The 23,964-nt window shown below is 57.9% G+C and carries 21 protein-coding genes and 2 tRNA genes; 10 read left to right on the top strand and 13 right to left on the bottom strand.

Translation table 11 applies throughout. The annotated features are described in order from the left end of the window. Positions 1–38: 38 nt before the first annotated feature. The 4 genes from HKD40_RS11910 to HKD40_RS11895 form a co-directional block, all read right to left on the bottom strand. Positions 39–800, bottom strand: coding sequence for a DUF4394 domain-containing protein (locus HKD40_RS11910; protein ID WP_169195992.1), 762 nt, complete (start codon positions 798–800; stop codon positions 39–41). Between the two features lie 96 nt (positions 801–896). Further along, positions 897–1,454, bottom strand: a complete 558-nt coding sequence (locus HKD40_RS11905; protein WP_169195991.1) for a fasciclin domain-containing protein — start codon at positions 1,452–1,454, stop codon at positions 897–899. Between the two features lie 136 nt (positions 1,455–1,590). Next, positions 1,591–2,301: an anti-sigma factor gene (locus tag HKD40_RS11900; RefSeq protein ID WP_199368563.1), complete on the bottom strand. Its 711-nt coding sequence runs from the start codon at positions 2,299–2,301 to the stop codon at positions 1,591–1,593. Continuing rightward, entirely contained in the window at positions 2,298–2,852 is a 555-nt protein-coding gene (locus tag HKD40_RS11895; RefSeq protein ID WP_169195989.1) for a sigma-70 family RNA polymerase sigma factor, read from the bottom strand. The genes HKD40_RS11900 and HKD40_RS11895 overlap by 4 nt, the downstream gene beginning before the upstream one ends. Positions 2,853–3,147: 295 nt before the next feature. Here HKD40_RS11895 and HKD40_RS11890 point away from each other — a divergent pair, with 295 nt between their 5' ends. From HKD40_RS11890 to HKD40_RS11875, 4 genes are all read left to right on the top strand, one after another. Beyond that, a complete protein-coding gene (locus HKD40_RS11890; protein ID WP_199368561.1) occupies positions 3,148–3,684 on the top strand; it encodes a fasciclin domain-containing protein in 537 nt (178 codons plus the stop codon). A gap of 99 nt (positions 3,685–3,783) precedes the next feature. Further along, a complete protein-coding gene (gene msrB / locus HKD40_RS11885; RefSeq protein ID WP_169195988.1) occupies positions 3,784–4,260 on the top strand; it encodes a peptide-methionine (R)-S-oxide reductase MsrB in 477 nt (158 codons plus the stop codon). A 63-nt stretch (positions 4,261–4,323) separates the two neighbouring features. Continuing rightward, positions 4,324–5,046: a type 1 glutamine amidotransferase gene (locus HKD40_RS11880; RefSeq protein WP_169195987.1), complete on the top strand. Its 723-nt coding sequence runs from the start codon at positions 4,324–4,326 to the stop codon at positions 5,044–5,046. A gap of 61 nt (positions 5,047–5,107) precedes the next feature. Continuing rightward, positions 5,108–6,607, top strand: coding sequence for a methyl-accepting chemotaxis protein (locus HKD40_RS11875; protein ID WP_169195986.1), 1,500 nt, complete (start codon positions 5,108–5,110; stop codon positions 6,605–6,607). 47 nt (positions 6,608–6,654) lie between these two features. On the opposite strand, the gene yihA is transcribed toward HKD40_RS11875, so the two are convergent. The 4 genes from yihA to rpmH all read right to left on the bottom strand — a co-directional run bounded on the left by yihA (position 6,655) and on the right by rpmH (position 9,745). Next, the gene (gene yihA, locus HKD40_RS11870; RefSeq protein ID WP_169195985.1) at positions 6,655–7,299 is read right to left on the bottom strand and encodes a ribosome biogenesis GTP-binding protein YihA/YsxC; all 645 of its coding nucleotides are present in this window, start codon (positions 7,297–7,299) and stop codon (positions 6,655–6,657) included. Positions 7,300–7,365: 66 nt separating this feature from the next. Further along, positions 7,366–9,195, bottom strand: a complete 1,830-nt coding sequence (yidC, locus tag HKD40_RS11865) for a membrane protein insertase YidC (protein WP_169196036.1) — start codon at positions 9,193–9,195, stop codon at positions 7,366–7,368. After that, positions 9,195–9,596, bottom strand: a complete 402-nt coding sequence (rnpA, locus tag HKD40_RS11860; RefSeq protein WP_169195984.1) for a ribonuclease P protein component — start codon at positions 9,594–9,596, stop codon at positions 9,195–9,197. Before rnpA ends, yidC begins: the two co-directional genes overlap by 1 nt. 14 nt (positions 9,597–9,610) lie before the next feature. Beyond that, positions 9,611–9,745: a 50S ribosomal protein L34 gene (gene rpmH / locus HKD40_RS11855; protein WP_169195983.1), complete on the bottom strand. Its 135-nt coding sequence runs from the start codon at positions 9,743–9,745 to the stop codon at positions 9,611–9,613. Between the two features lie 225 nt (positions 9,746–9,970). Here rpmH and HKD40_RS11850 point away from each other — a divergent pair, with 225 nt between their 5' ends. The 4 genes from HKD40_RS11850 to HKD40_RS11835 all read left to right on the top strand — a co-directional run bounded on the left by HKD40_RS11850 (position 9,971) and on the right by HKD40_RS11835 (position 13,205). After that, positions 9,971–11,404, top strand: coding sequence for an FAD-dependent oxidoreductase (locus tag HKD40_RS11850; protein ID WP_169195982.1), 1,434 nt, complete (start codon positions 9,971–9,973; stop codon positions 11,402–11,404). A gap of 36 nt (positions 11,405–11,440) precedes the next feature. Then, entirely contained in the window at positions 11,441–12,868 is a 1,428-nt protein-coding gene (locus HKD40_RS11845) for a HAMP domain-containing sensor histidine kinase (protein WP_169195981.1), read from the top strand. A 129-nt stretch (positions 12,869–12,997) separates the two neighbouring features. Next, positions 12,998–13,074, top strand: a tRNA-Arg gene (locus HKD40_RS11840). A 54-nt stretch (positions 13,075–13,128) separates the two neighbouring features. After that, positions 13,129–13,205: transfer RNA gene (locus HKD40_RS11835), tRNA-Arg, on the top strand. 481 nt (positions 13,206–13,686) lie between these two features. Here HKD40_RS11835 and HKD40_RS11830 read toward each other — a convergent pair. Continuing rightward, on the bottom strand, positions 13,687–14,448 hold the full coding sequence (locus HKD40_RS11830) for a hypothetical protein (RefSeq protein WP_169195980.1): 762 nt from the start codon (positions 14,446–14,448) through the stop codon (positions 13,687–13,689). 420 nt (positions 14,449–14,868) lie between these two features. Between HKD40_RS11830 and HKD40_RS11825 the strand changes: the two genes are divergently transcribed. Then, on the top strand, positions 14,869–18,018 hold the full coding sequence (locus tag HKD40_RS11825) for an AsmA family protein (RefSeq protein ID WP_169195979.1): 3,150 nt from the start codon (positions 14,869–14,871) through the stop codon (positions 18,016–18,018). A gap of 187 nt (positions 18,019–18,205) precedes the next feature. Here the strand turns inward: HKD40_RS11825 and HKD40_RS18205 are convergent, their stop codons facing one another. Next, the gene (locus HKD40_RS18205; protein ID WP_169195978.1) at positions 18,206–18,772 is read right to left on the bottom strand and encodes a diguanylate cyclase; all 567 of its coding nucleotides are present in this window, start codon (positions 18,770–18,772) and stop codon (positions 18,206–18,208) included. Positions 18,773–19,313: 541 nt separating this feature from the next. Between HKD40_RS18205 and HKD40_RS11815 the strand changes: the two genes are divergently transcribed. After that, positions 19,314–19,799, top strand: a complete 486-nt coding sequence (locus tag HKD40_RS11815) for a transglutaminase-like cysteine peptidase (protein WP_169195977.1) — start codon at positions 19,314–19,316, stop codon at positions 19,797–19,799. Positions 19,800–19,808: 9 nt separating this feature from the next. Here HKD40_RS11815 and HKD40_RS11810 read toward each other — a convergent pair whose 3' ends face one another. The 3 genes from HKD40_RS11810 to HKD40_RS11800 are packed head-to-tail and all read right to left on the bottom strand — an operon-like array spanning position 19,809 to position 23,915. Then, positions 19,809–20,429 (bottom strand): ribbon-helix-helix domain-containing protein, encoded by a 621-nt coding sequence (locus tag HKD40_RS11810; protein ID WP_169195976.1) that lies wholly within the window; start codon positions 20,427–20,429, stop codon positions 19,809–19,811. After that, positions 20,419–21,747 carry an HlyD family type I secretion periplasmic adaptor subunit gene (locus HKD40_RS11805; protein ID WP_169195975.1) on the bottom strand — a complete coding sequence of 443 codons (1,329 nt, stop codon included), beginning with the start codon at positions 21,745–21,747 and terminating at the stop codon, positions 20,419–20,421. The genes HKD40_RS11810 and HKD40_RS11805 overlap by 11 nt, the downstream gene beginning before the upstream one ends. Further along, entirely contained in the window at positions 21,744–23,915 is a 2,172-nt protein-coding gene (locus HKD40_RS11800; protein ID WP_169195974.1) for a type I secretion system permease/ATPase, read from the bottom strand. Before HKD40_RS11800 ends, HKD40_RS11805 begins: the two co-directional genes overlap by 4 nt. Between the last annotated feature and the right edge of the window lie 49 nt (positions 23,916–23,964).

Here is a 23,964-nt window from a genome sequence, read left to right as displayed (position 1 = left end):
TTTGCGCCGGGGTGTTTTGCATTAAAGCCTGAGCATTTTTACATAGCAGGCATAATAGCGATATCTCGGACGTTTGCGCCGTCGATCTTGCCAGCTTCCGTGGTCGCACCGGTTTCCAGATTAACCGTGTGGAATGCACCGTCGATCACGAGCCAAGCTTCATTGCCGCCCTTGCCATCTGATGCGATGTCAAAGCCAGCTTCGGTCGGCATAACGCCAATTTCGCCGACAGCGTTCAACACACCATCATTTGGTGGGTCCTGAAGAACCAGCCAACCAGCCTTGCCGTCGATGTTAAAGAGCTGGGTCTTTTCCGTGCCGGCGTAGGAATTGGTGTAAGCGCCCGCGATGACATTTGGGGACGCACCGTCCGCGTAGCTATGGCTGCCATCGGTGACGGTTTCACCGGTATCAACAGTGACGCGTAGGCTGGTGCCATCGCTGCCCATGACACGCAATTTGTCGGCAACTGGATTGAAATCAACGGTCGCTGAGACGCCATCTGCGAGTTTCGTCGCCAAAGTGCTGACCTTGGTGGCGACACCGGTTTCGGGGTCGATAGTGGCGAGCGTGCCATCGGCGAACACACCATAAAGCATCCCGTCTGCGGGGCGAACGTCGATCCCGAGAAGACGCCCATCAACGCCTGTTACATCGATCGAACCCGTTTCAGTCCAGCTTTCGGTGTCGAGCCAGTGAAGGGTGTTTTCGCCTGATAGGCCAACGACATTTGCGGCCATTGCGGGTGCAGCAAAACTGGTGAGCAGCAGTGCTGCAGTGAGGGTTTTAAGCGCAGTCATCTTGGGTTTCCTTTCGGTGTCATCGAACTTGCGGATCGGGCAGGGGCCTCGATGTGCAGAAGGGAGACTGCATCGACGAGGCCCCGCCGCGAGCGATTAGCTCGCTGGCATCAGCACTTTGTCGATGACGTGGATAACGCCGTTCGACTGGATCACATCAGCGATGGTGACGGTCGCGGTGCCACCGGTTTCATCGGTGAGGGTGACCATGCCGTCGGTAACTTCGGCGGTGAGCTTGCAGCCGCCAAGGGTGTCGATGACGTGCTTGCCGCTACCGTCTTCAACCATCTTGATAACGTCCGCAGCGAGGGCCTTGGCACCAACCACGTGGCAGGTCAGGACCTTGGTCAGCATGTCCTTATTTTCTGGCTTCAGCAGATCTTCAACCGCACCTGCTGGGAGAGCATCAAAGGCAGCGTTGGTTGGAGCAAAGACGGTGAAAGGACCGGCACCCTGCAGGGTTTCCACCAGACCTGCTGCGGAAACAGCGGCTACGAGCGTGGTGTGGTCGGCCGAGTTCATGGCGTTTTCGACAATGTTCTTGTCCGCGAACATTGCAGCGCCGCCCACTTCTGGATTGTCCTGTGCCAGTGCTGCACCGGCAGTGGTCAGAGCAAAACAGCCTGCGATAAGGGTCTTCGAGATCATGTTCATGGCGTTCCTCCATGTGTAGATCGCCTCAGGATTGAGGGACATAAACAGACACGAGAGCAACGGCAGATAAGTTTCAGCCCCACGCATTTTGTTTTGCGCAGGGCTGGTAAGGTACTGAAGCGAAAGACAAAGAAAGTTAGATTTCGAGGAGGTCGCCTAATGCGACCACGTCTCCGGTCGGTTGCCCTGTCGGCGATCCGCCCGGTGGTTCAACGCTGATCGCCATGTGGGCACGATTGTTAAGCAACGCTCTCACGCTGTCGTTAAGGGGCATACGGGCTGCGCCGCCCACAGGGATGACGCCCAGCGAGGTTGGAGCCGCGTCGCCTTCCGCGACCCAAAGCTCAAAGACCTGCCCCGGGGCAGGTTCGCCTGCAAGATGGGCGAGCCGGATCTCGCCGCTACCCGCGTCGTAAATGGCCATATAGCGCACTTCGCTTGTGTCCGCTGCCAGCGAGGCCAGGATGCTGGTTTGGGGCGCCAGCGGCGTCTGCATCATGGGAAGAGTGACGGCCACAAGGAATGCCGCTGCGATACCAGCGGCAAGGCCGCGCCACAGCACTAAACTGCCCCAAAAACCTTTGCTCTGAGGTGCTCCTGCGACGCCAAAGAGATGCCTGTCGAGCGCGGTCTTTAAACGTGGCGACACATCCTGGGGCACATAACCCTCGGCGAGCGGGGTGAGGCGCTCTTCCCAGGCGTAGACGGATTGCGCAAATGCTGCGTCGGTTTCGACGCGGCGCGCGAGCATCGCCAGTTCGCTCGCGGGGAGCACACCAAGCGCGAATTCAGCCGCAAGAATATCGTCACCGCCTTCGGGCAGATCGTCATCTTTGATCACGCTCATCGCTCCAAGCACTCCTTCAGTCGCATCAGGCCTCGTCTTAGCCATGTGCGCATGGTGTTCAGCGGAACCGCATAGCGGATCGCGAGATCCGCATAGCTATCGCCTTGCATATAGGCTGCACGCAGGGCGCTGGCCTTTTGCTCTTCCAGTTCGGATAAGCACCCATCAAGTTGGGTGGCTTCACCAGCGGCAACAGTTTGCGCCTCGGGGTCAGGGCTCGGGTCTTTGACGGCCAATGCCGCATCATCGATCTGCCCTAGGCCCTCACGCCGCGCCCGCAATCGGTCAATCGCGTGGTGTCGGGCCACGGCGATCAGCCACGTCATCGGGCTTTGTCCGGTCACCGCAAAACGATCCGCTTTGAGCCAGATTTTGACGAAAACCTCCTGCAAGGCGTCCTCAGCTTCGGCTCTGTTGTTTAAGACACGTAGGCAGGTGCCAAAAAGTTTCGCAGCCGTTGCGGTATAGAGCCGATCGAATGCTGACCGGTCACGCAAGGCGACCCGGAGAATGAGCCCGCCGATGTCGTCTCGCATAGTGTTTGTAGACATGCGTCCTCCGGGGAAACTGCGGCGCAACTATGCGGGCGCCCGATTGGACGTGCAAGTCACACTCATCTTCGGCGTCAAAATCGGTTCTTTACGGTGATCAAAGTCGATTGGATCACTCCAAAAAATTCGCCCAGAACTAGCGTTTTCGACCCGTGAAAATTCCGTAAGTCATTGATATTTCGTTGTAATGAGGTTTTTGAGCCTCGCTCATGTAAAAACCAATCCAGTGCAGATCGCTCCCCGTAATTGTCGCAGCTCCAATGGTTGGAGCCCCAGACAATGGAAGGTGCATTCTATGATGACGCTTCGTACTCTATCGGTTGCTGCAGTACTCGCATTTGGCTCCCTGTCGGCTACGGCTCAAGACGCAATGATGGCGAGCACCAGCACCGTGGTTGAAACCGCTATCGGTTCGCCAGATCATTCGACTCTCGTTGCAGCAGTTCAAGCCGCTGGTCTTGTGGACACCCTCAATGGCGAAGGCCCATTCACCGTATTCGCGCCCGTGAACGCAGCCTTTGACGCGCTGCCAGCTGGCACTGTTGAAACTCTGCTGAAGCCAGAAAACAAAGATCAGCTGACTGGCATCCTCACCTATCACGTGGTCGCTGGCGACATTCATGCCGCTGACCTCATCAAGCTGATCCAGGACAACGGCGGTACTTTCAAGGCGGCAACTGTTGCGGGTGGCGAGCTGAGCTTTAGCCTCGATGGCGAGACCGTTAAGATTGCCGACGCAGCAGGTGGTTCCGCAAGCGTCACAGCAGCCGACATTGACGCTTCGAATGGCGTTATCCACGTAGTCGATGCCGTGCTTCTTCCGGCAAACTAACGATCAAAGCCATGTGACGGGCTGGACAGTGCTTCAGCCCGGCACCACCATGGTCTAGAACTCAAATCTAAGCGTAACCACAAATCAGGGAGTGCGCGCATGCAACGCCGATCATTTGTTTTGTCACTGGCCGCCCTCTCTGCCGCAGCATTCCCTATGCGTGGCGCCTGGGCCGCTGATGACGAGTTCCCCTTCAGCCTGACCGATGAGGAATGGCGGGATCGCTTGGACCAAAAAGCCTATATCGTTCTGCGTAAAAAGGGCACCGAACGCCCCTATACGTCGCCCTTAAACGAGGAAAAGCGCGCCGGGGTCTTCCACTGCGCTGCCTGCGATCAGGCCCTCTTCGTCTCTGATACCAAATATGACAGCCACACCGGCTGGCCGAGCTTTTATGATTTTATCCCCGGCGCACTCGGCACCGAGGAGGACCTTACGCTTGGCATGATGCGCATCGAGGTCCATTGCAGCAATTGCGGCGGGCACCAGGGCCATGTCTTTGAAGACGGCCCCGCACCAACCGGTCTGCGCTATTGCATCAATGGTATCGCTATGCGGTTTGAGCCGAGCGCCTAACCCATTGCGGGGTGATGTCGAGCCAGTTACTTTCGGGTCGATCTCATATTGGCCTATTCTCGCATGAAAATTACCATCGTTCAGACCGGCGCTGTGCCCAGCCACCTGCAAGCTGAGCACGAAGACTATCCGCAGATGTTCCGCAAAATGTTTGGCTCGACCGGCGTTGAGGGCTTCACCTTTGACGACATCGATGCCTGCGCGGCAGACGCCTTGCCCGATCCGACGACGCTTGATGCCATTTTGATCACCGGCTCGCCTGCTGGTGTCTATGAAGATCACAATTGGCTCGATCCGCTTCGTGCGTTCATCCGCTCGGCCTATGCGGGCAACATCCCCATGCTCGGGATTTGCTTTGGTCATCAGATTATCGCGGACGCCTTGGGTGGCGAAGTGCGGAAGTCAGAAAAAGGCTGGGGCCTTGGTCGCCACACCTATTCTGTTGCCAATGATCTCCCCTTTGCTCGTGAGTTGCCCGCCGTCATCAACGTCGCTTGCTCGCATCAGGATCAGGTCATCACGCCCCCGAGTCAGGCGCGTGTGTTTCTCTCGTCACCGTTCGCGCCCAATGCCGGACTGACCTATGCCAATGGTGTGACCCTGACACTCCAGCCTCATCCCGAGTTTGAAGACAGTTACGCGCAGGCCTTGGTCGAAATGCGCCGTGGTCGCGCAACCGACGATGTTATCGAGACGGCGCTTCAATCTATGCGGATAAATTCCGATAGCATGGCGCTGCGCCACACGATTATGCGTTTTTTTAGCGCTGCGAGCAGTTTGCGATAAACAACGCTTAACCAACTATGGTTCAGCATGACGCGATTTCTTGTGGCGTCAGTGATTTACCATGGCTCGTTTGCGGCAGTCTTCGATCACCCAGAAGCTCGTGGGTGTGTTTCTGGTATTCGGTGCACTCGTTCTCGTTTTTGGCGGCGGTGCGCTGTTTGAACTCTACCGTCAGGGCAACACCAGCGTCATCGCTTGGTTGGTTCTGGCGGGTGCCTCTGCGGCCGCGGGCTGTACGGCTGTCTTCTTCTTTTTCCAGCGCTTAGTCGCCCAGCGCCTTCGTACACTTGTCGGCATCACAGCGGCTCTCACATCGGGCAATCGCGAGATCGCGATCCCCAAGCAAACGACCAATGACGAGCTGACCGTCATGTTCGATGCCTTTGAACGCTTCCGTGCGGCGCTGATCGAGCAGGTTGCGCTCTATGCGGCCGAGCAGGAGCATGTTGCCCAAGAAAACAAGCGACAGGTCGACGCCAACCACCTCACCACCGACTTGCGCGACACTATTCGCGCGGTCATGCAGGGGCAGTTGAGCCGCCGGGTCGATGCCCATTACGAGCAGGCGGACCTCCGTCAGCTGGCCATCGAGGTCAACGGTCTCTTAGGCGCGATGGACAGCGGCCTCACCAGCACCGGTCTTGTGCTGTCGGCACTGGCCCGGGCCGATCTCTCTAAGCGTGTCGATGGCGAGTTCACCGGAGCCTTCGCTGACCTCCGCGACAATACCAATGCTGTGGCCAATCGTTTGGCCAGCGTCATGGGCGATCTACAGTCCACGTCTTCGCGTTTGAAAACGGCTGCCGGGGAAATCCTCGCCGGTTCTGAAGATCTCTCGCAGCGCACCAGTCGTCAGGCCGGCATGGTCGAGCATACCTCCGCTACCATCCAGCAATTGGCCACAACCGTGGAGGCTAATGCCACGCGTGCTGAAGACGCCAATAGAGCCGCTGAAGATGCTTCACGCATTGCGGTCGAAAGTGGCTCGGCTATGGAAACGGCAAAGCTGGCGATGGAGAAAATCTCAGCCTCCTCGTCCAAGATTTCCAAAATCATTGGTTTGATCGACGATATCGCGTTCCAAACCAATCTTCTGGCCCTCAACGCCTCGGTTGAAGCCGCTAGAGCCGGGGAGGCGGGTAAGGGCTTTGCGGTCGTCGCCATCGAGGTGCGGCGCTTGGCCCAGTCCGCTGCCGAGGCATCGGCCGAGATTAAACACCTGATTGATTTGTCTGCGGGTGAAGTGCGCTCTGGCACTCAGATTGTGCTGCAGATCGGCGAGCGGATTAGCGCGCTGAATGCGTCAGTCCTCGAAAGCGCTTCGGTGATTGCTGAAATCACTGCGGCGGGACGGCAGCAGTCGCGGGCCATTGGCGAGGTTAATGTCGCCATGCAGCAAATGGATGAGATCACGCAACACAATGCGGCCTTGGTAGAGGAGACCAACGCCACCATCGAACAGACCGAAGCCCAGGTGGATGAACTAGACCGGATCGTTGCGGTCTTTACCATCGCAGAGGTGCGGTCCGGGGGGCAAAAGATGGGGCGGCGGGCCGCATAAAAAAGGGGCGCTTCGGCGCCCCTTTTGCTTTTCTATTGGGAGAGCTTTTAGCTTTCCAGCAGCAGCGCGATTTCGCTGCGCAGGTGCTCCATGCCGTCACCCTTCTCACTCGAGGTGAGAATGACGTCTGGGTGGGCCGCAGGACGCTTGGCGATGGCTGCCTTGGTCATAGCAATCACAGCGTCCAGATCCTTGGCCAAAGGCTTGTCGATCTTGGTCAGTACGACCTGATAGCTCACAGCGGCGCGGTCAAGTTCGTTCATCACCGAGATGTCGTTGTCCTTGGGACCGTGGCGGCTGTCCACCAGAACATAAACACGGCGCAGGGTGGCGCGGCCAACGAGATACTGGTGAACCAGCTTGGTCCATGCCTTCACCTTAGGCTCAGGCGCCTTAGCGTAGCCATAGCCGGGCATATCGACGATGCGCAGGGGTTCGCTCTGGCTCTCAAAGATATTGAGCTCCTGCGTGCGCCCTGGCGTATTGGACGTGCGTGCCAGGCCCGAGGTGCCGCACAGCGCGTTGATCAAGCTCGACTTGCCGACGTTGGAGCGGCCCGCGAAGGCGATCTCAACACGGTCCATGTCGGGCAGGTCATTGAGGCTGACGCAGCCCTTGGTGAAGATAATCGGGCGCGCAAACATCAGGCGGCCACGCTCGATGATATGGGGCGAAAAGTCTGGTTGGGTCATGTCGATCCCCTTAAATATCAGAGCCCGCCGGGTTTACCGGCGGGCCCATTGTTTCGTTGCGTGGGCTTATTTCTTAACTTCAGCGGCCGGTTTTGGCTTGCGCTTGAAGCTATCGATGATGTTGCCGAACAGGTTCACTTCAACGCCGTGGCGCTTCATGATGAACCACTGCTGCGCCACCGAGAGGGTGTTGTTCCAAGCCCAGTAGATCACCAGACCAGCTGGGAAGGTCCCGAGCATGAAGGTGAAGATCACTGGCATCCAGTTGAAGATGGCTGCCTGGGTTGGATCTGGTGGCGGCGGGTTCAGCTTCATCTGGACCCACATGGTGATGCCCATGATAACCGGCCAAATGCCAAGGTGCAGGAAGCCACCGATGAGTGGAGCCGCAGTCGGATCCCAAGGAATGAGACCAAACAGGGTGAAGATGTTGGTCGGATCTGGCGCCGCCAAATCCTGAATCCAGCCAAAGAATGGCGCGTGGCGCATCTCAAGCGAGATAAAGATAACGGTGTAGAGGGCGAAGAACACCGGAATCTGCAGCAGCACAGGCCAGCAACCAGACAGCGGGTTGATCTTTTCCTTCTTGTACAGCTCCATCATCGCCTGCTGCTGGGCAGCACGGTCGTCCTTGAGACGTTCCTGGATGGCCTTCATTTCTGGCTGAACGCGGCGCATTGCAGCCATGGAGGCGTACGAACGGCTTGCCAGCGGGAAGAACAGGGCCTTGACGATAACGGTCACAGCGAGAACGGCGAGACCGAAGTTGCCGAGAACGCCATAGAGGGTAACCAGCAGCCAATGCATTGGCTTGGTCAGGAAGTGGAACCAGCCCCAGTCGATCAGGAGTTCGATACGGTCAAAGCCGTACTGTTCCTGATAGGCGCTGATGACGCGGTCTTCCTTGGCGCCAGCGAAGACATAGGCTTCGTGGCTGATGGTTGCGCCAGCTGGGATAACAACAGGCTGGGTCTCAACATAGTTGGACTGATAGACGTTCTTGCCGTTCTGCTGGTTGTAAGCAAAACGCGCATTGATGCTGGTGCCAGCCTTTGGCAGGACAGCGGTTGCCCAATACTTGTCAGCAATACCGAGCCAGCCAGTGGTCGAGGAGAAGTCGACCTGTGGCTCGCCATGCAGATCCTGGTACTTGCGCGCAACATAGTTGTTCGAGCCCAGAACGCCGATCGGACCTTCATGCTGGATGAAGAAGTTGGCGACCTTCGGGTTACCGTGACGGATAACGCGCGAATAGGGGAACAGGGTGATGTCGCCCGCGCCGTTGTTTTCAACCGACTGGGTGATGGTGAAGAGGTAATAGTCGTCCAGCGCGATGGTGCGACGGAAGACGAGGCCCTGACCATTGTCCCAACGAAGGGTCACTGGGGTGGTGGCGGTCAGCGTTGCCGCATCGCCTTCTACACTCCACTGGGTCTGGCCATCAGGCACGACGACAGTCGAACCGCTGGCCGGAACAAATCCCTGCTCGATGAAATAGGCGTCCTCAAGACCGGCTGGCTTGAGAAGCGCAATGATAGGAGAATCTGGTTCAACCGTTTCGCGATACTGCTTGAGCGACAGGTCGTCGATGCGTGCGCCGGTCAGGTTGATCGAGCCTGCAAGGTCGAGCGTGTCGATCGAGACGCGCTCAGTGGCCGCAAGAGCGGTGTCGCGGTCCGCATAAACGAGCGTGTTCGGATCAGCCACTGGTGTGGTGCCATCGGCAGCCACGGTCGGCATAGCGAGATTTTCCGCTTCCGCCTGTTGGGCAGCGCGAATCTCAGCCTGACGCTGTGCCTGCTCGAGCCGGGGCCCGTTTACAAAGATCTGCCAGCCGAGCAGCACCATCATGCTGAGCACTACGGCTAGTATCACATTACGATTGTCAGAATTCATCATCTGGCGTTCCGTTGGCCGCGGCTCTGTCCTTTACGCTTTTCAGCTTCAGGATCGTGCACGCGGGTAATGAGGGAGCCGAGATCGGCAACCAATTTGGCGAACGGCAGGCTTATAGCCTCTCGTCGCGCCAGAAGCACATAGTCATGTCCGGGATGAAAGTCACGCGCGCAAGCATCCGCGGCGGCGCGTAAGCGGCGCTTTATGCGGTTGCGCTCGGGCGAATTGCCGATTTTTTTGGTGACAGTGAAGCCAACCCCAGCATCCTCCTGCGGGGCGGTAACCACTTGCATCCCAAACGCAGAGCGCCCGGCGCGATTGCCCCGGGCAGCTCTTTGAAATTGCGTGCGCCGCTTGAGGCGGCGCAATTTAGCTTTCGACTGAGAATCGTCGGCCGTCATCCGGCCACCAATCCTTAGGCGGTCAGCTTCTTGCGGCCGTCTGCACGGCGGCGATTGATAATCGCACGGCCGTCCTTGGTTGCCATACGTGCACGGAAACCGTGACGACGGGCACGCACGAGCTTGCTGGGCTGGTATGTACGCTTCATAACATCAGACCGCGCTCGCGCACGGTTCCTCTAAATTCTAGCTGCTAAACGCAGGAATTGTCTTGGGGGCAGGCCCACGAGACCCACCTACAGGCTGGTGCGGTCTATAGGGAAAAGCTGACATCAAGTCAACGCGCCTCATGCCTAAAGCCGCGAATTCAGCAACAGTTGTAAACCGAACCAATCACCCTCATAAGTGAAGAAACCTTATACGCCTAGGAAGATATGGCTGAACCTCTTCGACCTGAGCTGTGCATTATTGGCGCTGGTGCGCTGGGGATTGCGTTAGCCAAATATACCCAGAGCTTGGGTGCCAACGTCGTTCTGGCCAGTCGAGAGGCTGCAGAATCGGGCGATAATCCTCACTTAAACCTGCATTTGGCAGCTTTAGGCGCCAGTGCAGGCTTGGTTTCCGCCTTGCGCAATGGCCAGTCTATGGGACTCACCTCCGTTGACGCAAAGGTGAGTGTCAAAGCGGTTCAAGAGCGCGCCGCGCGCATTGTCGAGGCGGCGAAGGCGCAGGTTGCGCCCTATACCCTTGCGGCCAGCGACATCGAATTTGTCGCAGGTCCGGTACAGTTCTTGGATCAGCGCACCATTGTTGTCGGCGAAAAGCAGGTTCGTCCTCGCAACACGATTCTGGCTCTGGGCGCGCAATGGACGGTGCCACCGATTCCAGGCCTGTCCGAAATTGACTACCTCACGCCTGAGGCCTTGCTGGAAAACACGCGAAAGCTTTCGCATCTTCTGGTTATCGGCGGGTCCGGTGAGGCGTTCACCATTGCCCAGATTTATGCCCGCCTAGGCTCAATGGTCACCCTGGTTCCGCAAGGCGATGCCCTTCCCGGATTTGATCGGGAAACGGTCAATCTTCTCCTCGCCGATTTGCGGCGCGAAGGCGTCCGTGTTTTTGAAGGCGCTTATGTGCAGTCCATTCATCCTCGTACCCAAGGCACGGGGGCGACGGTCGCCCATCCCAATGGCGACATCGAATCTCTTGATCTCTCGCATGTCGCAATTGCCGGTACGCGACACACAATGAGCGATGGTCTCGACCTCGATAAGGCTCGGGTTCGCTCGCTGCCGGGGCTTGAAGCGCTTTTCGCTTCTGCCGCATTGGGCGAAACCACCAATCCGCGTGTGCGGGTTGTCGGCTATGCGGCTGGCATGCCCCATTGGCAGATGGCACTCGATCATGGCCGCGCAGTTGTGGACTCTCTTATACAGGGGCAAACCACAAGGCGCTGGCAAGGTTCGGCCCGCATGGTGGCAACCGACCCCGTCATCATCGAGATCGGTACCGTCCCTGATGCAGCGAGCATCGCCAAAGCTGGTTACAAAATTTACCGGTCCAATCTGGCCGAGAATGAACTGGCTCAAGCCGCCGATAAGGCGCGTGGGCTCGTCAAAATCATTACGCGCGCCAATGGCTCCATTGTGGGCGTTAGCGCTGTTGGCCCAGGGGCGAGTGAAATCTGCAGTGTCCTGTCATTGGCAATGGCTGCGGGCATGCCAATCCAACGTCTCGGAGAGCTCCCGAGCCCTCAGTTAAGTTATTTATCAAACATAATTCGGCTGGTGGCGAACCAAACCACGCCCAAAACCGTATCTTGGGTAGATGTCCAATTGCGCACCTTACGAAAGCACCTGCCTTGGTAAGCTGAAAACGCGCAGTCGCGGGATATCTAGGTCAGAATGGAAAACTTGGTAACCGCGCTCAAGCGACGCTTTTCAGGACTGTCCTACCAGTTGATCACGACGATCACCTGCGTGATTCTGCTCGTCGCGGTCGTGATCTATCTGCCCGCTGTCGCCAGCTATCGCACAACGTGGCTTGAGGATCGCGTTCGTATCGGCGTCACCGCCACACGTGTTCTCGATGCCGTCCCCGACGTGCTGGCTTTGCCGCGAGAGTTGACCGACCGCCTTTTGGATTCGGCGGATGCCTTGGCGATTGTTTACCGCCGCGAAGGGCATTCCCAGCTGATAGAGCACGCCGAGCCTACTCAGGTGCGCAGCGTGGTGGTGGCCGATCTGCGCGATAACGGCCTGATCCAGTCCATTGTTGGCGCGCTCGACATCTTGTTCTCGACTGAAAACCGAACCTTGCGCGTGATTGGCGCGGCTGATGAGGGCGATACGCTTGTCGAACTGCTGATGCCCGAGCGTCCGCTGCAGCGTGATCTCGTCGACTTCTCTCGCTCTATCGCACTGGTCTCGGCCGGCATTGCCGCCGTCACCGCCTTTGTTCTCTATCTTTTGGTCAGTCGGCTCTTCCTCGCCCCGGTCTATCGCCTCACCAATAATATCCTGCGCTTCCGGCAGGCGCCCGAGAATGCTGCGCTCATCTTAAAGCCAACCAAGCGCAAGGATGAGATTGGGATTTTGGCGCGTGAGCTTTCTGCGATGGAAAGCGAACTCTTCACCATGCTGCGTCAGCGACGCCATTTGGCCGACCTTGGTTTGGCTGTTGCCAAGATCAATCATGATCTGCGCAACACATTGGCCTCCGCCCAAATGCTCTCCGATCAAGTGGCGACGCTCGACGATCCAAAAGTGCAGCGTCTTGCGCCGCGCCTTGTGACAACGCTGGATAAGGCCATCGGCTTTGCCCAGTCCGTTTTGGATTATGGCCGTCAGGCGGAGTCTATTCCCAATTTTGAAGCGGCCAAGCTGCGACCCTTGGCGGAAGACGCAGCATTTGAGGCGCGCCTCATCAATCATCCGGGTATCAGCTTTATCAATGCCGTGCCGGACCAGCTCACTATGACTGTCGATCGGGGACAGTTCTCACGCGTCCTCGTCAATCTCCTAAAGAATGCCCGCGAGGCGCTTGAAACCCAAGCTGCCGATGCGCCGGACAATCAGGTGCAAGTGGATGCCCGCGTGGTGGGCTCTCATATAATTGTCTCCGTCAGTGACAATGGTCCGGGCCTGCCAGAGCGCGCCAAGAATAATCTCTTTGTTGCCTTCAAAGGTTCTGCGCGGGCAGGGGGCACGGGGCTGGGTCTCGCCATCGCCAGAGAAATCACCGAGGCGCATGGAGGGCGGCTCACCCTCTCCAACGCCCCGGTTGGCACGCGTTTCGATATTGCTATCCCCATTCATCCACAGGCAGTTTAATCGATCACAGCGAAATTTTTCCTGCCCTGCTTGCCAATCCCGATAACGCACTGTAGGTAATGCGCATCTTCAGAGGGGCGCCGCAGACGCGGGGTTCTAAAGAAGATGAAGCCACTAAAAATGGCATGCGCGCCCGTAGCTCAGCTGGATAGAGCATCAGACTACGAATCTGAGGGTCGGACGTTCGAATCGTTCCGGGCGCGCCATTTACATCACTTCCTGTGATGCACGATGTTGAAAGACATCACTGAAATATATGCGCGCCCGTAGCTCAGCTGGATAGAGCATCAGACTACGAATCTGAGGGTCGGACGTTCGAATCGTTCCGGGCGCGCCATTTCACTGACAACCTCCCAGCAAAAACGATCTTTGTTATCACGCCGTTAGCGCGTGATATGCGCTGTTTCTAAGCCCTGACACCTCAGTCGCTCCCCGGGCACTCTGCACGCGTAGAGGTGGATCGCTGTATGTCTCCGCCCCATCGCATCCACTGCGCCTCGGGCAGGACCCGCAAGCGTTCCGCTTTGAAATACCTCCCGGCACACCGCTCCCTCGGTATGGGCTTTCTCGACATCTGCAATCCTTATGATACAGCATCCTGCTCACGGCCGAGGGTAACGGCAGGTGGGGAGTGCGCCGGTGTCGGGCGTATGGCTGATTTCGCTTCCTACTCAGTCGTGGGCGCCAGATCCACGATTGCACGAAAGCTGCCGCGGTCAACCGAATAGCGTGGCTTCAACCATGTGCGGACTTCACCAGCGATCGATTTGTGGTCAATGGTCGCGTCGACCACAACGAGAGTGCCGAAGCTCAAAAACCTAGCGATTGTTGGCGATCGCTAACTTTTCGGCGATGATCTGGTGCATTACGCCCCCCACTTTCATGGCCAGTATTTGGTAGAAGAAGATGATCTCTGACAAATCCGTCTGAGAGAGCGTGATGCGGTCCCCTAACACGTAGGAATGCTCCCGGACCACGTCCAGGACGCTCAACTGCGATCCTATGTCTCCCGCTTGGACTTGATACTCACGATCTTGCTGTACCACCCTAGTGCTGCCGTTCTGATCGATCCGGATCATATCGCGCCCCGGCCAGCGCACGAACATTGTCGAACTGTCACCTACTAGTCGCAGCTGGGTTACGATGCCGCTATCATGGACGAGAGCGTTTCGCGCGTTGCCTAAGCTTCTCAGGTAGTCCGATTCATCGGTACTTTGAGACGAGTTCTGGCCGATCGTGGCGTAGAATAGATCATGGACTGTCCATGTGTTTTTCATATTGGGCTTATGTATGCCCGGCAGGTTCCCGCTGATCAGGAACTCGTCAATATCCGCGATCGTGTCGAGCGCCGATACCACATAACGATGATAGTTCTGGTCGATCTCGACCAGAGCCAGACCGATTGCCCACTGCGTGAATTCAATTTGATAACTCTTTCGGTCTGCGATCGGAATTGGGTGGGGCACACCCACAGAATGAACGACCGGAGCTTTGAGGCTGACGGATTCGAGCGGGGTGATCTGCGAGGAATGAAAGGCATAACCGAGGAAAACCGCCGCGCGGCGTAGCGCTTCCTTCATCGGAACCTCGAAAGCGCCAAGATCGATATGAAGCCTGAGCGTTCCATCAGATGTTACCGTCTGCGTTATTATCGATTGCACACAATATCTCCGGCGAACAGCGGGTTCGAATGCTTCCGCTGAAAATATAAATAATCATGCACCAACTATCTATTGCTGAAATCTCAGTAACGTCCACGGTGCTTAAAGCAGGTGCAATTTGTCTATCCCGATGTGGGGCAGATAGCGTCCGCTAGACTGTAATCCTACTTAAAAGCCACCAGTCCGCAAACCACCCCAAAATCGCAGCGCCCTGACGCACCCATTGAGTGGTTAACGAATTACACTGTCATTTGCGGTAGTGCTGAATAATCATCGCGCTCCGAGCCATTGGGGGCGATGCACCACACTATCTCTTGCCGCACCGCCGGGGGCTCCACCATGAAGAAAACCGCTATAGTCGTGGGGCTCCTCTTCCTGACGCTTTTGGGACTGGTTTTTCTGCTGCCCTTTGCGGTCAGTTCCACGGCGTTGCGGACCGCGCTTGCCGATCAGTTGTCCCGTGCCTCCGGCGCAACCATCGCGCTGAATGGACCGCTGCAGTTTTCCATCGTGCCGGAGTTTGGCATTGTCGTAGAAGACTTCTCTTTTGCGGCGGAGGACGGCTCCCTCTCAATGACAGCGGCCCGCTCGGTCGCCTCGGTTGCGCCGCTGTCGCTGCTCTCTGGCCAGATCAAGGTGACAGGCATCGAGATCAAAACTCCCCGGATTGTGCTGTCTGCAGGCTCAGGGGAGACGGTTGCCGCGCCACAAGAGCCCAGCACCGAAGACATTTTTCAGGTCCTCGCCGGCTATCTGGAGAAAATCTCCATCGATCACATCGCGGTCATTGACGGCGAGGTCGTGCAAGACCAGGCGGGGACACTCGCGCCTCTCGCCAGCGCCATTAACCTGAAGATGTCCTTCCCCAGCATAAGCGCGCCGGTTTCCGTTGCCGTTTCCGGTGTTATGGATGGCAATAAATTGGAGCTTGGCGCTGAAATCGGCTCGCTCCGAGATCTGTTGGCGCGACAGCCTGCAACATTCGCCATTTCAGCCAAAGCGTCCCAGCCGCTGCATCCTGCGCTCGCCGATGTCAAAGCCTCGGGCAATATTCAGCTGGCCGACGATGGTAGCTACCGCGTCACGGGTGGTGAAATCGACAGTATCGGCCAAAAGATGCTGCTCGACGCCAGCTATGTTCCCGGTGAGCAGCCTGTCGTTATTGCGCGTGTCAAAGCTGGTGTTCTTTCGTACGCAGATTTCCAACCGGCAAACGCCGATCCGGCTCCGAACGCGGCGCCTTCCACCTATGCAGCGGCCAGCGCGCCTGACCTCTCAGCTCTGAAGGCGCTGGATGCCGATATCGAGCTGCATGCCGAAGCTATCCAAGTCGGTGACGCTGTCGCGCGGGACGTGGTTATCGCAGCGCAGCTCCAAAATGGTCGTCTCGTCTCAACCGTCGATTCCACCAGCGTGGCTGGCGGTAGCCTTGTTGCCAGTGTCGCCCTCGACGCCAATGACAGCCCTTCGGTCGCCAGCGGCTCAGTCAATCTGGCCTCAATCGACATTGAACAACTGACAAAGTTGCTGGGCCAGAAAACGCCGGTAACGGGTCGGCTCTCCTCCGAGCTTCAATACGCCTTCAAGGGGCTGGATAGTGCGTCCATCCGCAACTCCCTCAACTTGCGCGGATCGGTGTCGATCGCGGGCGGCAGCGTCGCTGTTCCTCAGCTTGTCGCTATTGCCGGTCAAGGGGCGGGCGTGGTGGACGCGCTGGAGGCAAATGTTCAAATCGACGACATTCGCCAGCCTGTCAGTGCGTCCGGATCGGCGCGTTGGAACGGCCAAGCCGTTAGTTTTGCGGCTTCTGTCACTCCGACGCAGTTTCTATGGGAGGAGCAGGGCGCAGTCGCATTCGATCTCAAATCCCAGCCCCTCAATGCCAACTTCTCAGGGACAATCACGCCCTCCGGCCAGGTCAGTGGCAAAGCGGATATCGCAACGCCATCCATGACCCGTGCTCTTGCTTGGCTCGGGCAATCTGTCGGTAGCCCGCTCGGCCAGTTCGCCTTCTCTGGTGGGGTTTCGGCTGGCGGCAACCAGTTCGCTGTGACCGATGCAACAATCCGCCTTGATGACATTCGCGCCAATGGCTCCGTGTCTGTGGCAATGGCGAGCAAGCCCAGTGTCACGGCGTCGTTGTCCGTTGACACGCTTGATCTCCGCTCGCTGGTCGGCGGAGGCGGCTCCGCGCCTGCCGCTGCGGCATCCGGCCCATCGCCCATCGATCTTTCCATCTTGCGCCTGTTCAATGCCGACATTCGGTTTGCAGCAAACCAGCTGGCCTATGGCGATGTGAAACTGGGACCGACCACGGCCACGCTGTCGGTTGCCGAGGGCGTTGCCAAACTCAACATTCCGCAGGCGGGTTTCTATAATGGTGTGGTCGCGGCCAGCGTCACCGCCAATGGCGCCGGGAGTGTTCCCGCGATTGACCTTACGGCTTCCATGGAAAATGTGCAGGCACTGCCGCTGCTGACCGACGCCGCAGGGTTCGACAAGATTGAAGGGCAATTGCAGGCCAGCGTTGAGGTGAGTGGCGCTGGCGCGGATAGCCAAGCCTTCGCGCGCTCGCTCAATGGCCCGGTTAATGTCGTTGTGTCGAATGGCGCGATACGCGGTATCGATGTGGCGGGCCTTGTGCGCAATGTGCGCTCGCTCATCGACGCTGGTTATACGCAGGACGCCGAGGCCAAGACCGAATTCACCGAATTGTCGGTGAACGTCAATATTGCCAATGGTGTCGCCACGGCCGAGACAATCCGCGTTCTCGGGCCGTTTGTCCGCATGAGCGGCGCTGGCAGTGTTGATCTCGCTGCACAGACCATCGACATGCGTCTTGATCCGCGCGTTGTCGGGTCTCTGGATGGGCAAGGTGGGGACTTTGACGTTTCTGGCCTCGGTATGCCGATTATCATCAATGGGCCATTGTCCGGCCCGCGCATTTATCCCGATCTCACGGCCGTTCTGTCGGATCCCAATCGTGCTCTACAGGCGCTGTCACAGCTTGGCGTAGACGTCGGTGGTCTCACCGGTGGGACTTCGGGCGTGCTCGAAGGCATCGGTGGCGCACTTGGCGGCGAAGCCGGCGGGCTCAACAATGAGGTGTTGACCAATGCCATCGGCCAGATGATTGGCGGGCAGGGTCTCGCGACCGATCCGAACGCTCCGCCAAGCCAACAGAGTATTCTGAACTCGGTGCTGGGCAATGTTCTCGGGCAGCAGGCGCCAGCCAACCCCGCTCCAACTGCGCCTCTGCCAGCTCCAGTGGATACGACAACTTCTCCGACGCAGCAGCCGGTCAATATTGCCCTGCCCAGACCCGACCCGCGCGGGCCAGCGCCTGTAGTGCCGCCGACACCAGCGCCTGCAGCTCCTCCAACGCCGCAGGACATCATCACCGACTTCCTTACTCCGCAAGCCGAACCACAGCCTGAACAGATAGGACGCGATGCTCTTGAAGGTCTGATCAATCAGCTCGGTCTGTAGCCAGCCCGCGCGACAATGTGCTTTAGCCAGTCATGATCCGGCTCTGTCAAATGCTCAAGAGCGCGCGGCGACGCTGCGGTGCTGAACCTGCGTCGTTAGTGACACTCGACGCTCACGGACATTGTCGTCGTCTCCGAAGCCCTTCGATCAGGACCCGCCAAAACGGCTCGTGCGGAATAGGACTGGCTTAGACGACGCAGATACGCCGGTCTGTGGTGCGGGCGGTGTCGAGATTGTCTGAAGCCGAGCGCACCAGATCATCGGTCGGCTTGTCAAACTCTGCAAACACGATGCCGCCAACATCCACGCCAAGCGGGGCGATGCCGTCGCTGGTTAAAAAGATGGTGTTGTCGACCGACTGCAGAATACGTTCGGCCACGCTTGCCGCGATCTCTTGCTGCGCCCCGCGCAGCAGCACGGCAAACTTGTAGCCCTCAACGTGGGAAACAAGGTCGTCACTGCGCACGCATTGCACGATGGCCTGCGCCAGCCAGATCAGGGTCTCGTCGTGCAATTCGGCAATCTCTGGCGTCATCCGCGCTGATTTTGCGTTGAGATCGATGAACAAGAGCGCCCCGCCGGGATGGCTCTTTTCCTGCTCCACCACGCGCGTAAATGTAGAGAATGTAATCGTGCCGAGCGATGGGTCTCGATCCGCATCAGAGATGTCTGCTGGCACAATTGGCGCAGAGGCGCGACGCTGTTCGGGTTCCACATCGCCTGCGGCAAATTTGCTCAACCAAGATCTGACCACTGGGTCACTCCACTTCTAGACTTTGCGGATGGTGCACCAAAAAACCCAACTTGGCATCAGTTTACACGGTAAAATTTTAGAGATTTACTAGTGTCGATCAATAAAAACTTATGCATGGACACGAATGATTTATAACCGTTCGGATTGTCAAATGTTTAGGCGTTGTGTTGGAAGCTCTCGATGAAATTTTATGGAGAGCCCCGTTTTGCCTATAAGGTCAGTTTCCCAGTTTGCAGCCATGATGGTTGTCATGTGCTCTATCGAGGGAGCGTCTGCACAGTCGCTTTCCGATAACGGGCAAGGGGCTGCGCAGCTTATAGAAACGGCTACAATTTCTCCGACTGCAGGGGCTTTTCCAGAAGCACAAACGGTTCTTCCGAAGGCTAAACTTGACGTTTTTCAGTCTGTCGCGATTTCAGCGCAGCGCCTTCCGGTCGCCGCAAAATGGCACGACATTCGCGCTCAGGATCACAGCGGGTTTTTCTCTGATAACTGCGCCGAGTTTGGATTTGACGGTTGTGAGACACAGTTTTCGCAGTCCTTGCGTGATGCTGTCTCTCAGGCCGAAGGTCGCTCTACACTCGATCAGCTGACGATGGTCAATGCTGCCGTTAATGGCGCAATCACCTATCGGGATGATCGCACGGTTTGGGCTCAAACTGACTATTGGGCGACACCCAGCGAAACCGCAAAGCTTGCCTGGGGCGACTGCGAAGATTACGCGATTACAAAATACTGGATGCTTCAGGAACTCGGGTTCGATGAAAGCCAGTTGCAGGTTGTCGTGCTGCAAGACACGCGCCGCCGGCTTTTCCATGCCGTGCTTGTGGTCCACACGGACCAAGGCGCATACGTGCTCGACAACACCACCGACCGCCTAGAGCTCGACACCGCCTACTCGCGTTATTTGCCCCTGATGAGTTTTGCGGGCAGCAAAAGCTATATCCATGGCTTTGCGGGTGGCAGCGTCTCGGTTGCCAATATGCCAAAGGACCTCAGCGCGATCTCGCCGGGCTCCTCGTTCTAAGCGTCTGACTTAGTTGATGATAAACCCGACCAGGATATTGGCGGGGGCAGGTGGCGGAATGATGATCCGCGCCTGCGTCCGCCGCTCATGATTGTCGACGTGGATCGAGAGGCCACACTCGATGGACGATCCGGCCGGGATTTCGGTTAGAAGCACATCGGCAGGGCGTTCAAGCCGCAACTGCGCCCGCTCGACCGCACCCGCCTTAGCCATGACCGAGCGCAGATAGCGCACAAACTCATCGTTCACGCGCACCAGCTGTTTGTTTTTGTCGAGCGCGAAAGAGGGCGTCGGTACGGTCTGCAACAGCCGCACCACCGATAAGGCTGAAGCGAGGGGGGCAAGGCGGTCGTTTTCGACGAGGAGTTGACGGGTGACGATGCTGCGCAGCGCACTCGAGAGATTGGTTGCCTCTTCACTGCTCCGCGAAATCAAGTCGCGCACCATGTCGGTTGGCTTGACGCTAGCGCGATGGGCCATAGTGGCGATGGCATCCCAGAACACCGCCTCCAGCCGCAAGGCCACACGCCCCTTGTGCGTATTCACAGTCCGAAAGATCGGCGTGGCATAATCGGCATGAGCCAGCTCGCTCGCGGTGACGCCATTTGTGTCAGGAGCGCTATCGTTCAATCAGGGCCTCCTGTTGGACCTTGTTCAATGGCTTGAGCAAATATTGTAAAATCGAGTGCTTGCCGGTGATGATGTCGACCGTCGTCACCATGCCCGGTAAAATCGCCAGATCGATCCCTCTGTGGTGCAGCACGGTTTCATCAGCCCGCACTGTCACGAGGTAATAGGTTTCGCGCGTTTGCTCATCGACGAGGCTGTCCGCTGAGATCGTCTCCACCACGCCCTGCAATCCGCCGTAGACCGAGAAGTCATAGGCCGTGAATTGAATGCGGGCGGCCTGGCCGGGAATAACGAAGGCCACGTCAGCGGGCTTGAGCCGCGCTTCGACGAGCAGGAAATCGGATTTGGGCACCACATCCATCAGGCGCGAGCCAGCGGTTACGACCGCTCCGATGGTTGTGACTTCAATGGCATTGATAACCCCATCAACGGGAGAGCGCACTTCGGTGCGGCTCACCCGGTCAACCGCGCCGCGCAATTGCTGTTGCGCGCTGGCCAATTCGGCCCGCCTAAGCGTCAGTTCTGCCAAAGCCTCCTGCTGCATTTGCTGATCGGCTTGGCCCACCTGCAATTGCGCTTCCTGCAGCGCCGCGCGCAGCCGCGCCATGCTTTCTTCGGCGGCACTGATTTGCCCGCTGAGATCTGCAGCCTCCGAGCGCAATGCCAAGAGATCTGTTTGCGCCACGAGGGCGCGTTGTGCCATCGGCTCGATCAAGTCGAGACGCTCTTGGGTGATCGCAAAGGTCGTCTGCATCCGCGTCCGGTTGATCTGCACCTCATTGAGCTCGCGCTGCCGCTGCTCAACACGCTGTTGCAACACCTCTGCATTGCCAGCTTTGCTCGCGAGGCGCGAATGGAGCAGGGCCAATTCGGTGGCGCAAACGTCCGGCGCCTGCTCCTGCACAAAATCTGCGCAGATAAAGTCGGTGGCTGGCAGCCCCTCGCTTTCAACGCGTAGGCGTTCGCTCTGTGCCGTTAGGGCCAAAACGCGCGCCTCAACCTCCCCCGCACTGGAAGACGTGTTGGTGTCATCGAGCCGGATCAGCAATTGCCCCGCGCTAACCTGCTCGCCCGAGCGCACCAAAATATCGCTAATCACGCCGGGCTCGGCGCTTTGCACAATTTGGGTTTTACCGGATGGGATCACTTTGCCTTCAGCGCGGCTGATCTGATCAACCTCTGCCCAGTTCGACCACGCTAGAAACGCCACCACCGTAATGATCACGAGGACGATAATAGTCGTCCATTCCCGTGGTGGTCTGCTGGAGGGGTGATGGTGTTTATCGATCGCTTCTGCGTTGGGGCGATGCTGGTTCATGAGGCGTCAGCCCGCATACGCAACTGCTTGAGAACCTCGTCTTTGGGTCCGTCAGCAACCAGCTTGCCATTGTCGAGCACCATCATGCGGGTGACCAGCGAGAGCAGGCTATAGCGGTGGGTGGCAATCAGCACGGTCTGATCCGGCATGAGGCTGTTTTCCAAATGCTTGATCAGCTGCTTTTCAGTCGCCAAATCCATTGAACTCGATGGTTCGTCGAGGAACAGGATCTTGGGCTCAACCAGCATGGTGCGCGCCAGCGCAATCGTCTGGCGTTGCCCGCCCGAAAGCAGCACGCCGCGCTCGCCCACGGGCATGTCGTAGCCCTGCGGATGGCGCGAGACAAAGCCTTCAACGCCAGCGCGCCGAGCGGCTGCCATAATGCGCTCTTCGCTCGCGCCAGGGTCGCTCATAATGATATTGTCGCGCACGCTGCCGTTGAAAATCTCCGGGTCCTGCACGACAAGGCCAACAGCGCGCCGCAAGTCTTCAGGGTGATATTGGTCAATATCGACCCCGTCGAGCAGCACTTCGCCTTCGGTGGCGCGGTGGAAATTGACCAGCAGCCGCCCGATCGTGGTCTTGCCCGAGCCAATGCGGCCGATAATGCCGATCTTCTCGCCCGGCCGAACACTGAACGATATGCCATCGAGCACGTAGCTCTTGGACCCCGGATAGGTGAACCGCACCTTGTTGAAGGAGATCCTGCCTTCCCGCACGACGCGCTGCGCTTGTGCAGGGCGGTTGGGACGCTCATCGGGTAGTTTCATGATCTGGTCGACAGATCGATAGGCCTCTATCGCCGCGCGGGTTTTGAGCAATGTCCCGGCGATCATTCCAATAGGCGCGATCAGGCGATTAGACAGCATCATCGCCGCAATGATCGATCCGGTGGTGACGTCCCCCGAGGTGAACATATAGCTGCCACCAACAATGATCCCGACCAGGGAAAGCTGCGAAAGCGTGGCTGTCGTGTTGGTGGCCAGAGATTGATAGGAGCGCAGTTTATCCTGCGTATGGGAGGAGGCCAAAACCGCCGCTTCCCAACGGTGCAGCAATTGCCCTTCGGCGCGCGAGGCCTTGACCGATTGGACGCCTGTCAGCGCCTCAACCAGAACGGCATTACGGGCCGAGGACTCTGCCAATGCCGACTTCACCGCTTTGCTTGAGAGCACAGCGATAACGATGGTGATAATCAGCGCGATCAGGCCCGCCAAAAGGGGGAAGAGCACTAACCAGCCGACGAATATCGCAATGATGTAGGCGAAGAGGCCAAGAAACAGCAGGTCAACAAACATGACCAGCGTGCTCGCCGCCACAAATTCGCGCAGCACCTCATACTGGCCGATTTTGCTGATGAAAGCGCCGGTGGAACTGGGGCGCGATGACATGGGGGTATTGAGCACCCGATCAAACAATGCTGACGACAGGCGGAAGTCGATCGAGCGCCCCACGTATTCGATCACGCCCGAGCGGGCGAGTTTGAGCAGCAGGTCAAAAATCGAGACCATGCCGATGCCGATGGCCAAAACCCAGAGCGTTGTCTGGGCCGAATTGGGCAGCACGCGGTCATAGACGTTCATGGTGAAGAGTGGGAAGGCCAGCGCAAACACGTTGACGAAAGCCGCCGCTAGCAGCACGTAGACAATACTGCGTGTGTGCCCGCGCACAGCCGACCAAAACCAGTGTTTGGTATTGGCAAAGCGCGTGCCTGTGCTTTCCTGCACCACGGAGTAGTCCGGGGAAATCTGCAGCAGATCCACACTCTGGCGTGCATCCAGCGCCTTGGCTGAAATCGTTTTCTCGTCACCAATGCTCGGGTCGAAGACCCGATAATTGCGGGAATTGAGCCGCCTCAGAATGACCAGCGGAGGCTGTTCGGAGCGCAGCAGGACGACGGGAAAATCAAAGGGCTGTAAGCGCGCAATCGATTGATGCAGCGGGTTTGCTGAAACACCCACTCGGGCCAATGCTGGCTCGATCAACTGGGTGGTCATGCGCCCGTTCTGTAGGGGAAGTCCGGCGGCGAGAATAGCCGGGGAGTCTGACTTGCGCCACGCACGGGCCAGAAACCGCACACAATCCAAAACCGGATCTGCCGTACCAAAGCTTTGGGCATTTTCAGGTGGTGTGGCAGAACTCTGTTCTGCCACGTCCGGGGTTTTCATGATTTCCTACCGCAATGACCCAAATCTACGTTAGTAATAACGCTCAATT

The sequence above is a fragment of the Devosia sp. MC1541 genome, assembly GCF_012847305.1.
GTDB lineage: Bacteria > Pseudomonadota > Alphaproteobacteria > Rhizobiales > Devosiaceae > Devosia.
This window is presented reverse-complemented; position numbering and strand designations above follow the sequence as displayed.

Coding starts and splice junctions, on each gene's coding strand:
- HKD40_RS11910 (WP_169195992.1), bottom strand. CDS start 800: ATGACTGCGCTTAAAACCCTCACTGCAGCACTGCTGCTCACCAGTTTT.
- HKD40_RS11905 (WP_169195991.1), bottom strand. CDS start 1,454: ATGAACATGATCTCGAAGACCCTTATCGCAGGCTGTTTTGCTCTGACC.
- HKD40_RS11900 (WP_199368563.1), bottom strand. CDS start 2,301: ATGAGCGTGATCAAAGATGACGATCTGCCCGAAGGCGGTGACGATATT.
- HKD40_RS11895 (WP_169195989.1), bottom strand. CDS start 2,852: ATGTCTACAAACACTATGCGAGACGACATCGGCGGGCTCATTCTCCGG.
- HKD40_RS11890 (WP_199368561.1), top strand. CDS start 3,148: ATGATGACGCTTCGTACTCTATCGGTTGCTGCAGTACTCGCATTTGGC.
- msrB (WP_169195988.1), top strand. CDS start 3,784: ATGCAACGCCGATCATTTGTTTTGTCACTGGCCGCCCTCTCTGCCGCA.
- HKD40_RS11880 (WP_169195987.1), top strand. CDS start 4,324: ATGAAAATTACCATCGTTCAGACCGGCGCTGTGCCCAGCCACCTGCAA.
- HKD40_RS11875 (WP_169195986.1), top strand. CDS start 5,108: ATGGCTCGTTTGCGGCAGTCTTCGATCACCCAGAAGCTCGTGGGTGTG.
- yihA (WP_169195985.1), bottom strand. CDS start 7,299: ATGACCCAACCAGACTTTTCGCCCCATATCATCGAGCGTGGCCGCCTG.
- yidC (WP_169196036.1), bottom strand. CDS start 9,195: ATGAATTCTGACAATCGTAATGTGATACTAGCCGTAGTGCTCAGCATG.
- rnpA (WP_169195984.1), bottom strand. CDS start 9,596: ATGACGGCCGACGATTCTCAGTCGAAAGCTAAATTGCGCCGCCTCAAG.
- rpmH (WP_169195983.1), bottom strand. CDS start 9,745: ATGAAGCGTACATACCAGCCCAGCAAGCTCGTGCGTGCCCGTCGTCAC.
- HKD40_RS11850 (WP_169195982.1), top strand. CDS start 9,971: ATGGCTGAACCTCTTCGACCTGAGCTGTGCATTATTGGCGCTGGTGCG.
- HKD40_RS11845 (WP_169195981.1), top strand. CDS start 11,441: ATGGAAAACTTGGTAACCGCGCTCAAGCGACGCTTTTCAGGACTGTCC.
- HKD40_RS11830 (WP_169195980.1), bottom strand. CDS start 14,448: ATGAAGGAAGCGCTACGCCGCGCGGCGGTTTTCCTCGGTTATGCCTTT.
- HKD40_RS11825 (WP_169195979.1), top strand. CDS start 14,869: ATGAAGAAAACCGCTATAGTCGTGGGGCTCCTCTTCCTGACGCTTTTG.
- HKD40_RS11805 (WP_169195975.1), bottom strand. CDS start 21,747: ATGAACCAGCATCGCCCCAACGCAGAAGCGATCGATAAACACCATCAC.
- HKD40_RS11800 (WP_169195974.1), bottom strand. CDS start 23,915: ATGAAAACCCCGGACGTGGCAGAACAGAGTTCTGCCACACCACCTGAA.